This is a genomic window from Halanaerobium saccharolyticum subsp. saccharolyticum DSM 6643, from assembly GCF_000350165.1.
Taxonomy (GTDB): Bacteria; Bacillota; Halanaerobiia; order Halanaerobiales; family Halanaerobiaceae; genus Halanaerobium; species Halanaerobium saccharolyticum.
On record NZ_CAUI01000005.1, the window covers coordinates 202,392 to 218,349 of the forward strand.

At 30.3% G+C, this 15,958-nt stretch carries 11 protein-coding genes and 1 tRNA gene; 8 read left to right on the plus strand and 4 right to left on the minus strand.

Annotated elements, in window-relative coordinates:
* Nucleotides 1–186: 186 nt before the first annotated feature.
* The 5 genes from HSACCH_RS01435 (at nt 187) to HSACCH_RS13510 (ending at nt 9,655) form a co-directional block, all read left to right on the plus strand.
* Entirely contained in the window at nt 187–1,569 is a 1,383-nt protein-coding gene (locus HSACCH_RS01435) for a DUF2254 domain-containing protein (RefSeq protein ID WP_040476912.1), read from the plus strand.
* Between the two features lie 82 nt (nt 1,570–1,651).
* On the plus strand, nt 1,652–4,396 hold the full coding sequence (locus tag HSACCH_RS01440; protein ID WP_005487295.1) for a cation-translocating P-type ATPase: 2,745 nt from the start codon (nt 1,652–1,654) through the stop codon (nt 4,394–4,396).
* Nucleotides 4,397–4,462: 66 nt separating this feature from the next.
* Nucleotides 4,463–5,917, plus strand: coding sequence for a GntR family transcriptional regulator (locus HSACCH_RS01445; RefSeq protein ID WP_005487296.1), 1,455 nt, complete (start codon nt 4,463–4,465; stop codon nt 5,915–5,917).
* A 146-nt stretch (nt 5,918–6,063) separates the two neighbouring features.
* Nucleotides 6,064–7,200: a baeRF7 domain-containing protein gene (locus HSACCH_RS01450; protein ID WP_005487297.1), complete on the plus strand. Its 1,137-nt coding sequence runs from the start codon at nt 6,064–6,066 to the stop codon at nt 7,198–7,200.
* 262 nt (nt 7,201–7,462) lie between these two features.
* Nucleotides 7,463–9,655 (plus strand): methyl-accepting chemotaxis protein, encoded by a 2,193-nt coding sequence (locus HSACCH_RS13510; protein WP_005487298.1) that lies wholly within the window; start codon nt 7,463–7,465, stop codon nt 9,653–9,655.
* 9 nt (nt 9,656–9,664) lie between these two features.
* Here HSACCH_RS13510 and HSACCH_RS01460 read toward each other — a convergent pair whose 3' ends face one another.
* Both HSACCH_RS01460 and HSACCH_RS01465 read right to left on the minus strand, forming a co-directional pair.
* A complete protein-coding gene (locus tag HSACCH_RS01460) occupies nt 9,665–10,885 on the minus strand; it encodes a BaiN/RdsA family NAD(P)/FAD-dependent oxidoreductase (protein ID WP_005487300.1) in 1,221 nt (406 codons plus the stop codon).
* Nucleotides 10,886–11,028: 143 nt separating this feature from the next.
* Nucleotides 11,029–11,115, minus strand: a tRNA-Leu gene (locus HSACCH_RS01465).
* Nucleotides 11,116–11,280: 165 nt separating this feature from the next.
* Here HSACCH_RS01465 and HSACCH_RS01470 point away from each other — a divergent pair.
* Nucleotides 11,281–13,251 carry a methyl-accepting chemotaxis protein gene (locus HSACCH_RS01470; protein WP_005487302.1) on the plus strand — a complete coding sequence of 657 codons (1,971 nt, stop codon included), beginning with the start codon at nt 11,281–11,283 and terminating at the stop codon, nt 13,249–13,251.
* 53 nt (nt 13,252–13,304) lie between these two features.
* Here HSACCH_RS01470 and HSACCH_RS14100 read toward each other — a convergent pair whose 3' ends face one another.
* Nucleotides 13,305–13,628, minus strand: a complete 324-nt coding sequence (locus tag HSACCH_RS14100; protein ID WP_005487303.1) for a hypothetical protein — start codon at nt 13,626–13,628, stop codon at nt 13,305–13,307.
* Between the two features lie 26 nt (nt 13,629–13,654).
* On the minus strand, nt 13,655–14,572 hold the full coding sequence (locus HSACCH_RS01475) for a proton-conducting transporter transmembrane domain-containing protein (RefSeq protein ID WP_005487304.1): 918 nt from the start codon (nt 14,570–14,572) through the stop codon (nt 13,655–13,657).
* Between the two features lie 173 nt (nt 14,573–14,745).
* On the opposite strand from HSACCH_RS01475, the gene HSACCH_RS01480 reads away from it, so the two are divergent.
* Complete coding sequence (locus tag HSACCH_RS01480) at nt 14,746–14,949, plus strand: cold-shock protein (RefSeq protein WP_005487305.1); 204 nt, start codon at nt 14,746–14,748, stop codon at nt 14,947–14,949.
* A gap of 169 nt (nt 14,950–15,118) precedes the next feature.
* The gene (locus HSACCH_RS01485) at nt 15,119–15,955 is read left to right on the plus strand and encodes a DegV family protein (protein WP_005487306.1); all 837 of its coding nucleotides are present in this window, start codon (nt 15,119–15,121) and stop codon (nt 15,953–15,955) included.
* The last annotated feature ends 3 nt before the right edge of the window (nt 15,956–15,958 follow it).

Genomic DNA, 15,958 nt, shown 5'->3' on the forward strand with positions numbered 1-15,958 from the left:
CCCTCCCTTTTTATTAGACAGGTTAATTTAGAATCTGTTTTTTAGAAAGGGGTTTTTTTATCTGAGTATAAGATTTATTATATTACCAATAAAAAAGGAGATTAAATAATTATGTTGAAATTAAATGATAGAGGATAAATAAAAAATAATTATTTAAGAAAATAATATATAAAGGAATGTTTTATATTGAAATTTAAATTTATTCACAACATAGAAAATAAAATATATTTTATTCCATCAATTTATGCAATATCTGCTGCTGTAGTTTCAATGATTGTAATTTTTATTGAATATCAATATACTCAAACGTTAGTAAATGTTTTACCAGCATTTTTCTTCACATCATATGATTTATCAAAAACCATTTTATCTACAATCGCTGGTTCTTTGTTTGCTATGATAACAGTTTCATTTTCTACAATCATGGTTGTGCTTACTATGTATTCATCTCAATTTTCACCACGAACAATGCAGGATTTCCTTAAAAACAAAGTGACATTAAAAGTTTTAGGAGTTTTTCTTGCTGGTTTTATTTATTCAATATTAACCTTACTTTTTATTGATGATAGCCTGCAGGGAAGTGGAGAATCTATTATATTTTCTGCAATGATCGGTGTTATTGTAGCAATTGTATGTTTAGGTTATTTTGTTTATTTTATTCATCATGCAGCTAACTCTGTCCAGGTAAATCTTTTGATTGAAAGTTTAAAAGAAGAGGTCATTGAAATAGTAGATAAAATAGAGGAAAGAAATAACAGTAATGATCAGATTCGTAATGATCCACCTGATAATTTAAAAGAAATAACTGATCGCAAATTTTGTGAGATTCATCCTCAGCAGAGTGGTTATATTCAGGTTATTTACGATATTGAATTAACTAAAATGGCAGATCAATATGATATAATTATTCGAGCTGAAAAGATGATTGGTGATTATGTAACAGAAAATACAATTGTTTTTAAAATCTGGCAGCTAAATGAGGATGCAGAGAGTTTTAGTGAAGAAGAGCTGGAAGAAATAAAAAATAAAATCAGGGAAAGGCTGGTAATCAGCAACGAGAGAAGCAAAAAAAATGATATAGAGTTTGGACTTTTAAAATTAACAGAAGTGGCTTTAAGAGCAATTTCTCCTGGAATTAATGATCCTAATACTGCAATATTTTGCATTAATCAGTTGGGATGGGTTTTATCTAGGATTGCTGTTGCTAACTTAGAAAACACTTATTATTATAATGAAAAAGATGAACTCTGCTTTATTTTAGAGGACATTTCATTTTGGGACTTGCTTTATAAAACATTTTATCAGCTCAGTCACTATGGAAGTCAGGATGTTTCAGTTGCAGGTTCGATAATTGATGCGCTTGTGATTGTTGCTGAAGGAAGTCCTAAAGATGTCAAGGAAGAGGTCTGGAAATTTAGTCATTATATTTTAGGTGGTTTTGATAAAAATGTATTAGAGCAGGAAGATAAGAAGTTTTTAAATCATAAAATTTATCGACTCGCAAAAGAAACTGGCCATAAAGAACATCGAGAAAAGTACTTTCAGGTTGAAAATTTTAAAATAAATTAGTAATTTATGAACTTTTAATTCATTAAAAAAATGTTATAATTAGTATTAAATACTAAAATAATATAATTTAGAGGTGATCTAGATGGCAGAAAAAGAGTTTTATAGAGATAAAGCCAAAGATGTTCTAGAAGATTTAGGAACTTCAAAAAAAGGCTTAAGTGCTGCTGAAGCAAAAAAGAGGTTAGAAAAAGATGGTAAGAATGTTCTGCAGGCTAAGGCAGAAAAATCTTTAGTTAGAATTTTCTTTGAGCAATTTAAAGATGTTTTAGTTATTTTGCTCTTAGTAGCAGCAGTTATGTCTTTTGCAATTGGGAGTTACCGTGATGGAACAATTATGATGATTATTGCAGTGATTAACTCTTTAATTGGTTTTAGACAGGAATATAAAGCTGAAAAAATTATGGATTCTTTAAATAAATTGGTAAACTCTCCTTCCAAAGTTATTAGAGATGATCAAATTGGAGAAATCACTCAGGAAGAATTAGTTGTAGGAGATATTGTTAGTCTTGAAGAAGGAGATAAGATTCCAGCTGATTTAAGAATAATTGAAGCATTTAATTTAAGAACAAATGATGTTTCTCTGACAGGTGAATCAATGCCTCAGGAGAAGGAATCAAATCATATCGAAGAGGAAAGACCACTTGCTGATCGAGACAATATGGCCTATTTGGGAACAACAGTTGCCTCCGGTTCAGCCAAAGGGGTAGTTGTCAGGACTGGTATGGAAACTGAAATGGGTAAGATTGCTTCTATGACTCAGGAAGAAGATAAATCTAAATCTCCTCTGCAGTCTGAACTGCAGTCAGTAGCCAATAAAATTGCTTTTTTTGCTGTAATTATTGCTTTGGCTTTATTTGGAGTCAGTATCTATCAGGGTTATGGTTTAGATTTTGCTTTGATTTATGCATTGGGGATTGCAGTTGCTGTTGTGCCTCAGGCTTTGCCAATGCAGGTGACAGTTGCTCTTTCTCAGGGTGTTGATCGTCTAGCAGGTAAAAACGCAGTTGTAAAAAAATTATCATCTGCTGAAACTTTAGGTTCAACTAATGTAATTTGTACAGATAAAACTGGTACTTTAACTAAAAATGAAATGACAGTTAAAAAGGTGTATTTTGATGGTAAAGAATATGAGGTTACTGGTCTTGGTTATGAACCTGAAGGAAAACTTTTAGGTGAAGATGGAGAACCTTTGACTGAAGCAGAAATTGCTGAAATGGAAATTATATTTGATGCTGCTACTATGGCTTCTAATGCAGAAATTCATGAGCCAGATGATGAACATCCAGGCTGGTATGCAATTGGTGATCCAACTGAGGCAGCTTTAATTACTCTTTCCACAAAGTTAGGTACCCGTTCTCCAACAGAAGATGAGGAAAATCCCGAGTTACATGAATTTAGTTTTGATTCAGACCGTAAAAGAATGAGTTCAATCAGAGAATTTGAAGATGGAAATTATCTTAAGATGAAAGGTGCATTAGGCAGTGTGCTTTCAGTCTCCAAACATATTTTTAAAGATGGGGAAGTAGTTGAGATTACAGAAGAAGACAAAGAAAGATTAAATAAGTTAAATGAAAAATATTCTAAAGATGCAATGCGTGTTCTAGCTATTGCTTACCGAAAATTAGAAGATGATGAGACAGATTATGTTTTAGAAGAAATTGAGAAGGATGTTATTTTTCTTGGTCTGGTAGCAATGATTGATCCTCCTAAAGAAGGGGTAAGAGAGGCCATACAGGAATCACACGCGGCCCATATTGATACTTATATGATGACTGGTGATCATGCAATTACAGCACAGGCTGTTGGCAAAGAAATTAGTCTTTCAATTGATGATCAGGATGTACCTGTATTTACTAGTGAGGATTTAGAAGAGATGAGTGAAAAGGAACTGCGACAGTTGATGGAAAAGAATGAGTCACTTATTTTTTCCAGGGTTTCACCGGAAAATAAACTGCGAATTGTTAAGAATTTAAAAGAACAGCAGAAAATTGTGGCAGTAACCGGTGACGGAGTTAATGATGCTCCTGCCCTTAAGAGTGCTCATATTGGAGTAGCCATGGGACAGATGGGTACAGATGTTTCTAAAGAGGCATCAGAGCTGATATTACTTGATGATAGTTTTCCAACTCTGGTTTATGCTATCAAAGAAGGAAGAAATATTTATAATAACTTAAAGAAAACTGTTATTGCGTCTCTGACAACAAACGGAGCAGAACTGACAATTGTACTTTTAGGTCTTTTAGCGGCAGCTATTTTAGGAACTCCGATTCCAATTATGGCTATTCAGATTCTTTCAATTGACCTGATAGCTGAGATTTTACCACTGACTGCACTGACCTTTGATCCGGCATCTGAGCATTTAATGAAGTCACCCCCGCGATCGCAGGATGAGCATATAGTCAATAAGCAAAGCTTTAGTGAGATAATGTTTTTGGCTCTGCTGATGGGGGGGCTGGCTTTTACAAACTTTTATTTGTTTATTAATGCTCAAAGCGAAGTAGTTCGTGAAGGTACAAAGCTTTATGCCAGAGGGACTACAATTTCATTTTTAACAATTGCTTTTTCTCAGTGGGTTAATATTATGTCCCGTCGATATGAATTTGAGAGTATTTTCAATAAGAATTTCTTTAGCAATACAAAAATGATTTATTCTATTTTGATTTCAATTGCAATGGTACTCTTAGTAATTTATTCTCCAATTAATTCATTCCTGGGTTTTGCAGGAGTAACTATAGCAGATTGGGGTAGAGTTGTTTTAGCTGGAGCTATCTTCTTATTAGGACATGAAGGAATTAAGTTCTTTAAAAGAAAAAATGAAGCTGTATAATTTGAATAATATTTTTTTAAATTGGAGAGTTAATAAAGAAAAATTAAATTAATGGAGGGAAGCAAAATGTTTGAAATCGAATTACAAAGAGATGGAGAAGAAAATTTATATACCCAAATCTATGAGGCAATTAGAGCGGAGATATTGGCAGATAAATATACACCAGATACTAAAATGCCCTCAATTAGGAATCTTGCTTCCCGTCTAAGTGTAAATGCAGAAACTGTTGTTAAAGCGTATGACTTATTAGCCGCAGAAAACTTAATTTATAAAAAAGAAGGCAGTGGGAGCTATATTGCTCCTGCTGCAGCTTTAAAGAGTAACAGTGATGATCAGCGCTTACGAATATTAACTTCTAAGACATCTTTTATCTCGAAAAATACCATTGATTTTAGTGGCCCAGAAAATGGGGCTGAATTTTTGGAAGAGTATGCTTGGGATTTAATTTTTGACCGTTTTTATTCAGATTTCCAAGGTAAAATCTTTAAAAATATTAAAGATAAAAAAATAAGTTATTTTAAGCTTTTGGATTCGAAAAATAAAAATATTGATAAAACTAAACTTTATTATAGTTCGGAAATTCAACTTCAAGAAATATTAATGTCTTTGATTGGAGAAAATAATGAATTATTATTTACAGAGGGCAATGATAATTCTCTATTTACTTCTCTTTGTTCAAATGCAAGTGATCTAGATGTTAAAAATGATGCTGACTTTGATCTATCTGGCAAAAAAGTTAAATTTAATGTTAGTTCTGCTGATTATGATAGTTTAATGGACTATTTAGAAAATAATACTATTGATTATTTAATTATAAGTGATGAATCAGTTGAAAAAAGTATTTTGAGCTGGAGTCTTTCCAAATTAAAATCATTATTAGAGCTTGCACAAATGTTAAAATTTAAAGTTATAATTGTTGAGTATTTCGCTCTTTATCAGACTAATAATAAAATCAAAGAACTTTTAGAATCCAATTATAGAGAAGAAATTATTTTAGTTCAGGCTTTAACAGAAAGAGTTTTTACAGGATTAAATTTAGGTTTAGTTTATTTAGGAAAAAAAGCAATAAGCAACTTAGATCATCAATCAGTTGTAAATAACTATTCTTTAAACAATATTATAGCTAAAGATAATTTTTCGGCTGGAGAAAATTTAATTAATAATCTTTTAAGTTATTATCTGGATAATAATTATTTGGATAAGAGAATAAAATATTTGAAACAGCGTTTAAAAAACAGGAAAGTCTTATTAGAAGAAACAATTAAAGACCATTTTAGAGGAATAGAAAGTATAGATAATTCTTCACTATTTTTTATCAAGTTAATATTAAATCAGAATATTAATCAGCACGATTTTAAAGTTTTTGCTGAAAAAAATTCTCTCTTATTGCCTAATTATAATAGTTTTTTTAGTAGAAAGATAAGTAATGAACTCATAATTTCACCAGCAGCTTTAAATCAATTTTCAATTAAACAGGGGATTATGACCTTAGCAAAAATCTATTGGCAGTTTATAAGTTAATAAATAACTTTAAATTTTCTTAATTTTTGATAAAATATAAGTAGAAGGTTAGAGAAGAAAACTTAATTTTTAAAAACTTAATTGTCTTAATGATAAATGAAAGGAAGTATTGAGTAGTATATCTAAATTAATAGGGGGTTAAAATTATGACAGAAGTTAAGCTGGAAGTTTTAAAAGATTTTATTCAATGTCAGGAGAGTCCCTGTACTTCAATTTATATGTCAACTAAGGCTGTGCATAAAGGAGAATTCAAAAAGTTAGAAATTGAATTCAAAAATCTGCTGCAGGAGGTAGAAGAAAAACTCGAAAATAGTTGGAGTTTTAAGCAGCGAGATATTGATAATTTTTTAAAAGAAGCGTATGCTTTGGCTGCTGACAGCACTTTTTGGCAGGAGCAGAAAGAGGGTTTGGCAGTATTTATTTCTGAAAACAGATTTGATTATTTCAAACTTGAAGTTGATACGTATAATAAATCATATGTAAGTTATAACTTTAATCTCAAACAATTAATTTCAGAATTCCAAAACAATCAAAAATACTATTTGTTGGCTTTAAGTCCAAATCATAATTCTCTTTATCAGGGCAGTCGCAATAATATTGAAAAAGTTGAATTAGAAGAGTTACCTCTTAATATCACAGAATTTTTAAATTTAGATGATAAAGCAGCTGAAAAACATCAATCAGTTAATACAGCTGGTGGATCAGCAGTTTTCCATGGTCAGGGAGGAGCCTCAGATGACGATAATGAGGATTTAATACACTATCTTAAAGAAATAGATAGAGTTATTAACCTGGAACTAAAAGAAGATAGGTATTTGGTTATTGCCGCTGATGATAGTGTCTTCTCTTTATATAAAAATATTAATAATTATGATATGCTTTTAGATGATAATTTAAGTGGTAATACAAAACAAATGAACAAAAAAGAACTCAGAGAAAAGAGTTGGGAGCTTGTAGAACCCCATCTTAATGATTATATAAAAAATGTTAAAGAAAAATATTTAGAGCTTAAAGCAAGTGATAAAACCTCAGATAAGCTAGAAGATATTGTTGAAGCAGCAAACTACAGTAAAATTGATACTTTATTAATTAATAAAAAGGCCGAAAAAGCTGGAGTTTTCGTTGAAGATGAAAATGAAATTAAAATCATGAAAAATAATAAAGATTATGACCTATATAATTATGCAGCAGTTGAGACTATAAAAAATGGTGGGACTGTATTTTCAATAGGGAAAGAAGAAATGCCAGGAAAATCAGATATTTCAGCGATATATAGGTATTAAGATTAATTTTAAGAGCACCGGTTGTCTGATGAAATTCAGATGACCGGTGTTTTTACTTTTAGTTATATAATTTAGAAATAAAAGCAGGATTTGAATAAATAATAAAGAACAAATTACTAATAGGTTTAAATTTGCAATAATTATTATTATTTTATATTTTTATAATATAATAAAAAAAAGTAAAAATTAAACTTTTTTAAATATATTATAATTTTTTATTAAAAATTGTATATATTATTAAAAAAATAATGGAGGAAATTAAATGAATAAAATAATGTCTAACTTATCTTTAAGAAATTTATTATTATTAAGTATTGGTATAAGTATGGTAATAATCATTATTATTTTAAGTACTTATATTTTTAATAGTATGGGTTATGAATTACGAAACCAAGAAGTCGAAAAATTGAATGCTATCTCAAAAACAGTAAATAACAAACTAGATGATTTATTAGAAGAAGGAGAAGTAGCAGTAAAACTGGTTGCAAAAAACACAGCGGTTCAGGCAGCTTTTGCTGATCGAGATCGAGAATTATTAAGGTCAATGCTGCTTGATTCCTACCAAGATATAAGTGAAGAAATGGCACAGTTTCAATTTCATCTTCCAAATTCTACTTCTTTTTTAAGGCTGCATAATCCAAGTAAATATGGCGATGATCTTTCTTCATTCCGTTTAACGGTTAATCAAGCTAATTCAGAGAAGGAACTTGTATCGGGTATTGAAGAAGGTCGTGGGGGATATGGATTACGTGTAGTTTCACCTGTGGAATATAGAGGTGATCATTTAGGAACAGTGGAATTTGGTGTTAGTTTAGGAAAGGGCTTTTTAAATGAAATAAAAAACGATTTTCCTGGTGATTATTACATATATTCGCTTGCTGATAAAGAAAATGTGGCCTGGGATCAAAGTAAGAGTGAGTGGATTGCAAGTACTTCTGATTCTGATAATTATGAGATACAAGATAAAGATATTGAAAAAATTAAATCTGGAGAAAAGGTAATTAAAAATACAGATAATACTAATTTGTTATTAATACCTTTTAGAGATTACAAAAATGAAGTTAGCGGTTTTTTTAAAATAGCATTTGATCGCCAGCAAATTTCAAATACATATAATAGATTAACAAGAAATACATTAATTATTTCATTAATTGGAATTATATTAACTTTAATTATAACATTTTTAGTAGCAAAAAGAATTTTTGATCCTTTAGAAAGATTTGAGGGGATGTTTGCTTCTTTAGCATTAGGTAATTTAAATGTTTCTTATCCTATAAAAACTGTTAATTGTTCAGAGATTATGGATTGTGCTGAGGATAGCTGTCCTGATTTTGAACGAGATGGTGTAACATGCTGGTTTGATGTAGGTTCATATGCACCTGAATTTGGCAAGGAGGTTCACTGTCCTAAAATTAAAACTGGTGAATATGAAGACTGTACTGAGTGTAAAGTATATCAAAGAGTTAATAAAAATGAAATAGAAAAACTAGGAGCTTGGTTTAACAAATTTGCAGATGTTTTAAGAAACTTGTTAAAAGATATTAGTTCAATGTCAGACAATCTCGCTGCGTCTAGTCAGGAGTTAACGGCAACAGGCGAAGAACTATCAGCTTCAGCTGAAGAAATTGGTAATTCAATGCAGACTGTAGCTTCAGGTGCAGAAGAACAATCAGCTCAAGTTGAAGAAACTTCTGCAACTATTAATGAATTAAGAGATCAAATTGACTCAGTTAATAATAGTTCAGCTAAAATGAATCAAAGAGCAGAAAACGTAATGGATAATATTGAATCAGGTAATAAGGCTTTAAAAAATACTGAAGTAAGTATTTCTAGGGTTAAAAATAATACTAAAACTACAGCAACAGCTATAAATTCATTAGGTGAATCTTCAAAAGAAATTGGAGAGATAGTTGACTTAATAAATGGAATTTCTGAACAGACGAATTTACTTGCTTTAAATGCTGCCATTGAAGCGGCTAGAGCGGGTGAGGCTGGAAGAGGTTTTTCAGTTGTAGCAGAAGAGATTAGAGGTTTAGCAGAACAATCATCTAAAGCAACTAAAGATATTGCTAAATTAATTAAATCGATTCAGAAAGATGTAGAAACAGCGGTTAAAAATATGAATGAAAATGAAGTTACAGTTGAAGAAAGTGTTGAAGCAATTAATAAGACTTCTTCATCATTTACTGCAATTACTACTCAGGCAGAAGATTTAGAGAGTTTAATAAAAAATATTAGAGATGAAGTCGAAAAAATGAATAAAAATAGTATAAACGTAAAAAAAGCAGTAGATCAAATTTCAGAAGTAAGTGAAATGGCAGCAGCAAATGCTGAAGAAGTAGCTGCTTCTAGTGAAGAACAGGAAGCTTCTACTCAAACTGTCGTTGGCGCATCAGAAGACCTTGTAAATATGGTAGAAAAATTGAATAAAATGGTTTCACAATTTACATTATAAGATTATAATTTATTCAAAAATACTATTTCCTGCTAGATAAGAGGTTGAAAAAGCAGCTTGTAAATTATAACCACCAGTATCACCATCAATATCTAGAATTTCTCCGGCAGCAAATAAATTGTTAATTATTTTGGATTCCATAGTTTGAGGGTTGATTTCATTGAGATCAATCCCCCCTTTTGTTACCATTGACTGATTAAAATCTGCTAGGCTTTTGATTTCAAATTCTAAACTTGAAAATAATTCTGTGATTTCTCTTCTTTGATCTTTTCTTAAATGAGCAGCGTTCTGGCTGCCATCAATATTTGCTATTTCAAGTATTTTTTCAATCAGTCTCTGTGCCAGCGGATATTTAATTAAAAGATTTAGCAAATTTAATCTTCCTTCTCTTTCAATTCTTTTTAAGAGGTTTTTTTCTAATTCTTCTTGGCTATATTTAAGCAGCTTGATTTTTAACAAATCACCTTTTTTCATATAACGGGAATAGTTTATTATTCCTGGTCCAGAAAGACCACGGTGAGTTAAAAGCAGGTCATCAGACCAGCTTTTAAGTAACTGACCATCTCGCCAAAGAGAAATTCTTTTATTTCTTAAAGAAATGCCGCTTAACATTTTAAATTGATAATTTTTAATAACTACTGGTGCTAGTGCAGGTCTGGGGTCAACAATTTTATGGCCTAAATTTTTAGCAATTTTAAATCCATCACCAGTTGAGCCTGTTTTAGGAAATGATTTACCTCCTGTAGCAAGTAAAAAATATTTACTTTTATAAACTTCATTTTCACTTTTGATTTCAAATAATTTATTCGTATAATTAACTTTTTTTATAGTTGTATCATATATAATTTTAATGTTTTTTGATTTAGCTTCTTTTAGTAAAACATTTAAGATATCTGAAGCTTTATTTGATTTAGGAAAAATTTTACCGCCTCTTGCTTTTCTAAATTCAATTCCTCTATTTTCAAAAAAACGCATTAGTTGTTGATTATCAAACGTATAAAGAGGACCCATTAAAAAAGTATAATTCTCTCCATAATGGTCGAAAAAAAGAGAAATATCTCCTGCATGAGTCAAATTACACTGTCCAGAGCCGCTTATTAAAAGTTTTTTTCCAGCACTAGAGTTCTTTTCTAGAATTATAATATCTTTATTTTGATGATTTTTTGCAGCTTGAATTGCAGCAAAAAGTCCTGCTGGCCCAGCACCTGCAACGATTAAATCAGCTTTCATAATATTTAATTCCTTTCGTTTTTATTGATAGTTTGTAAATTAATATTATAATAATAAATTAAATGGCATTAGTGTGTAACCATTTGGTGACAAATAGAAAAAGACCGTTCAATTAAGAACGGTCATAATCTCTAATATAAAAATGGTGCCGAAGGTGGGACTCGAACCCACACATCCGTGAGGATAACGGATTTTGAATCCGTCGCGTCTGCCAATTCCACCACTTCGGCATCAACATTATTTATTTTAACATAGAAAAATATTAAAAGCAAGAGTTGATTACTTTCTGAAAATTGCATTGTCTTAACTATATGATATAATTTAAATATAATCTAGATAATTTTGATAATATTTTTAAATTTAATTAATTAAATAAAATTAAGGTAGGGATAGAAATGTTTAACTCAATCAAAGGGAAAATTTTAATTGCTATGTCAATTTTGATTATATTTATTGTAGGTGGAACAACTTTAACTTTATATAATCAATCTGAAAATATTTTAGAACAAACAATAATGGCAAGTGCTAAAGAGAATGCCAGACAAAATTCAAATACTATTAATGAATGGTTAAATGGTATAGAAATATTTTTAAAAAATTTAGCTGATTCTAATAATGTTAAAACTATGATGTGGAGCAGTCAAGAAAGACATCTTAAAGAAGCTGATCATTCAGAATTAGAAAATATAATAGTTGCTAGGCTAGATGGGAGAGCTAATGTTGTTGGGGGAGGAAATATTAATATTTCAGATAGAGAATATTTTCAGCAGGCAGTGAAAACAGGAAATGTCAAATATTCAAATGCTCGAAAAAGTGAATTAACTGAGGATAAAGTCATTTCAATTGCTGTACCTATTTTTGATTTTGGAGAACAGGTAGGAGTTTTAATTGGAACTGTTTCTACTGAGTATTTACAGCAATTAATTTCTGAAATGAATATTAATGGCTCAGGTTATGGATGGATTATTAACCAAAATAAAAAAACTATAGCTCATCCATTAGAAAAATACATAGCAAACAGTAGCTTAGCAACCCAAAACCAGAAATTAGTTGATATTAGTAATAGTATGATAGCTAAAAAAAGTGGAGTTGTTAATTACAACATTGATGATCAAGAAAAAATAATAGCATATAATCCTGTGAAAATTAATGGCTGGTCTGTGGCGATGACAGCAGATCGATCAGAAGTAATGGGAGCAATTAATAATTTAAAAAAGAGTAGTTTGATAATTTCTGTAGTGGCTTTAGTAATTGGAATAATTGTTGCAATCATAATTGCTACATACATAGCAAATCCTCTTAATTACGTTACTGAAACAGCACAAAAAATTGCATCAGGTGATTTCACATTAAATATTGAAGATAAATATTTGAAACGCAAAGATGAAATTGGCAAACTAACGAATTCATTTTCAGAAATGATAAATAGTTTAAAATCTATGATTTTAGAGGTTAGAGATGTATCAGATCAAGTAGCAGCTTCAAGCAAGGAATTATCTGCTAGCGGTAATCAGGTTGGAGCCAGTGCAGATGAAGTTAGTAAAGCTATTCAGGAAGTAGCTTCTAATACTGAAGAGCAATCTGTTCAAGTTGAAGAAACTTCAGCTACAATGGACGAATTGATTAAACAAATCACTATGATTAATACTTCTTCGGATGCTATGGATAGACAATCAGTAAATGTAATGGAGAATATAGAAAAAGGAAATCAGGCAATTGATAAATCTGCTGCTGAAATCAATAAAGTTAAGAACAATTCAGAACAAGTGGAACAGGCTATTCATTCACTAGCTGAATCTTCAAAGAGAATTGGGGAAATTGTTAAGTTGATTAAAGATATCTCATCTCAAACTAATTTACTTGCTTTAAACGCAGCAATAGAAGCAGCAAGGGCTGGTGAAGCTGGACGTGGTTTTTCAGTTGTGGCAGATGAAATTAGAGAATTGGCAGAAGAATCAAATAAAGCTACAGATGAGATCACAGAATTAATAGAAGGTATTCAAAAAGATGTAGAGGCTTCTGTAGGAAATATGGCAGAAACAGGAAATGTAGTTGATTCCAGTGTTAATTCTATAGAAGAAAGCGGAACAGCATTTGAAGATATTGAACATACAGCTGAAGTTTTAAGCAGAATAATTAGAAATATAAACAATAAAGCTGAAGAAATGGCTGCAAACAGTGATGATGTAGATAGAGCAATTAGAGAAATTGCTTCTGCAAGTGAGACAGCAGCTGCTAATGCTGAAGAAGTTGCGGCTTCAAGTCAGAAGCAGAATGCTGCTACAGATGAAATTATAATTGCCTCCAAAGAATTGTCAGCGATGGCTGAAAAATTATCAAAGACTATTTCAAAATTTAAAATGTAATTAAAAAGTTAATTCGGTAATAATAATTTGATAATAAAAAATTAATTGAGTTTTTAATGGTTAATCCTAGACATAATTGGAAAACGAATCAAATAAGCAATAATTAGATAAATAAAAGTAGTGAAAAAACCTGATAAGTAATTGAAATTAAATTGGTGACTTAAATATATATTTGCTGTAATAGCTAAGATGATTAACGATAGAGATGGGATTAAAATTGCTAGATTTTCAATGAAAGTTGGCTGATAGTTGCTTTTGATTTTAGTTTTAAAATCAAATTCTGATTCTTTAAGATCTTTAAAAATAATAATCCATAATATTTTTAAAGCATAGGCAACTGTCAGAATGCTTCCTAAATGCAGCAAAAACTCAAACATCGGAATTGAACTTAAAGAATACTTTATTAAATATTTGCTATTATAGCGCCTATAAAAAATGGAAATGCCATTAAAGAAAAAAAAGAAAGTATAGTACTGAATGCATTTATTTTCTGCCTTACTTCACAGCGTTTAAAATTAAAAATTGATGTAGAATTGAATTCTTGAATCCAAATTCCGGCGCCATTAAATAGAGTCGATTTAGCAAAAGCATGAGCAATAATATGTAAAACAGCACCATAATATCCATAAATGTTACCACTACCTATGGCTAGTGTAATAAAACCAAATTGACTTATAGAACTATATGCTAAAATCAATTTATAATTTTTTTCTTCAAGAGCTTTAATTCCTCCATAATAGATCATAATCATACCTAAATAAAGTAAAAACCTATTACCTTCAGTTATAATTCTTAAAAGAGTGATATATCCTAGTTTTGCAACTAATCCAGAAGAAAGAGCACAAAAGCCAGCAGATGAATTTTTATAGATATATGGAAGCCAACTATGAAGTCCAATAATTGCACTTTTAACTCCTAATGCTATAATAAACATTATCTGCAGCCATAGCTCATTTATTGCTCCAATGTATGGATACCCATTTGTATAGGCAGTTAAAACTGTTAAAATCAAAAAACTACCACCTATAAATTGAATCACAAAATATTCCCAGGCTATATTCTTATCATCCCAGGCAAGCATAAGTGAAGTAGTTAATGTAGCAAGTTCCCAACCAATCATAAAAATAAACCAATTTTTTGTAGTAATAACCAGACTAAAGCTGATAAAAAATAAAAAAAACAAAGACAAAAATAATAATCTATATTGTTTGATTTTACTCCAGCTAGAAAGTAGAGTAAAAAGAGTAATTAGAAATCCTGTACTTAAAAATAAAATATTAATATTATTAAAAATGAAATTTATAGATATAAAATTTAGCATCAAATTACCTCCTTTTAAAATTATATCATAGGACATGATTTACTAAAAGTAAATTAACTTTCACATGAGTCAGAAAAATTTGACAAATTAGAACAATAATGATATATTTAAATCACTGAGTATTCTAAACTAGTTACACATACTCAGGTTAAATTTAGGAGGAAGATATTAATATGGTTTACACAGGAAAAGTAAAGTGGTTTGATGAGAAAAAGGGTTATGGATTTATTGAAAGAGAAGACGGTGACGATGTATTTGTACATTTCTCTGCTCTTCAGCAGGAAGGTTTTAAAACTTTAGAAGAAGGTCAGGAAGTTGAATTTGAAATTGTTGAAGGAGATCGTGGACCTCAAGCAGAGAATGTTGATGTTATATAATTTAATATGATAATGTAAGACTGCCCTGGCTATTAATTTAGTCGGGGCTTTTCTATGTCTTATTTGCAATGAAATTTCAATAAATGGTTGATTTTTATTATTAATAGAGATAAAATTATATACTAGAATACCACTATTAAAATACAAATATGTTGGAGGTAAATTTTTTATGGATTTTAAGATAATAGTTGATAGCTGTTGTGATCTGTCAGCAGAATTAAGAAAAAGATTTGATATTTCAACAGCACCATTGTCGATAGATATTGATGATAAACATTTTGTTGATGATGAGAATCTGGATCGAGAAAGTTTAATAGCTGCAATGCGAAATAGTAGTGAAGCCCCTAAAACTGCAAGTCCAGGGCCAGGACCTTTTTTAGATTTATATCGTAAATATCAGAATATTTTTGTAGTTACTCTTTCTAAAGAACTTAGTGCAACATATCAAAATGCTGTACTTGCAAAAAAATTATTAAAAGAAGAAGCAGGAGATAAATTTGTAAAAGTTTTCAATTCATTTAGTGCCACTGTTGGAGAAACAATGATTGCTTATAAGTTAGGTGAATTAATTGAGGCTGGTTTAAATAGAGATGAAATTGTAGAAAAAGCTGATAAATATATTGATGAAATGCAAACTCTATTTGTATTAGATTCACTTGATAATTTAATTAAAGCTGGTAGAATGGGAAAACTAAAAGGAAAGATTGCTTCATTTTTTAATATTAAGCCGGTTTTAGGAGCTACTCCTGAGGGAACTATAACTCTTCTTGATAAAGCAAGAGGAAGTAAGAGAGCAATCAGTAAGTTGATCGATAAAATTGGAGAAAAGGGAGAAAATTTAGAAGAGAAAGTGCTTGGGATTGCCCACTGTAATGCCTTGGAAAAAGCAGAATATATTAAGGATCAGGCAGCAGAGAAATATAATTTTAGAGAAATTATTATAGTAGAAACAGCAGGCATTAGTACAGTTTATGCTAATGAAGGTGGAATAGTACTAGCCTTTTGATAA

Bases quoted from the DNA above. Each gene is read 5' to 3' on its own strand.
- HSACCH_RS01440 (WP_005487295.1), top strand. From the start codon at position 1,652: ATGGCAGAAAAAGAGTTTTATAGAGATAAAGCCAAAGATGTTCTAGAA.
- HSACCH_RS01445 (WP_005487296.1), top strand. From the start codon at position 4,463: ATGTTTGAAATCGAATTACAAAGAGATGGAGAAGAAAATTTATATACC.
- HSACCH_RS01450 (WP_005487297.1), top strand. From the start codon at position 6,064: ATGACAGAAGTTAAGCTGGAAGTTTTAAAAGATTTTATTCAATGTCAG.
- HSACCH_RS13510 (WP_005487298.1), top strand. From the start codon at position 7,463: ATGAATAAAATAATGTCTAACTTATCTTTAAGAAATTTATTATTATTA.
- HSACCH_RS01460 (WP_005487300.1), bottom strand. From the start codon at position 10,885: ATGAAAGCTGATTTAATCGTTGCAGGTGCTGGGCCAGCAGGACTTTTT.
- HSACCH_RS01470 (WP_005487302.1), top strand. From the start codon at position 11,281: ATGTTTAACTCAATCAAAGGGAAAATTTTAATTGCTATGTCAATTTTG.
- HSACCH_RS14100 (WP_005487303.1), bottom strand. From the start codon at position 13,628: ATGTTTGAGTTTTTGCTGCATTTAGGAAGCATTCTGACAGTTGCCTAT.
- HSACCH_RS01475 (WP_005487304.1), bottom strand. From the start codon at position 14,572: ATGCTAAATTTTATATCTATAAATTTCATTTTTAATAATATTAATATT.
- HSACCH_RS01480 (WP_005487305.1), top strand. From the start codon at position 14,746: ATGGTTTACACAGGAAAAGTAAAGTGGTTTGATGAGAAAAAGGGTTAT.
- HSACCH_RS01485 (WP_005487306.1), top strand. From the start codon at position 15,119: ATGGATTTTAAGATAATAGTTGATAGCTGTTGTGATCTGTCAGCAGAA.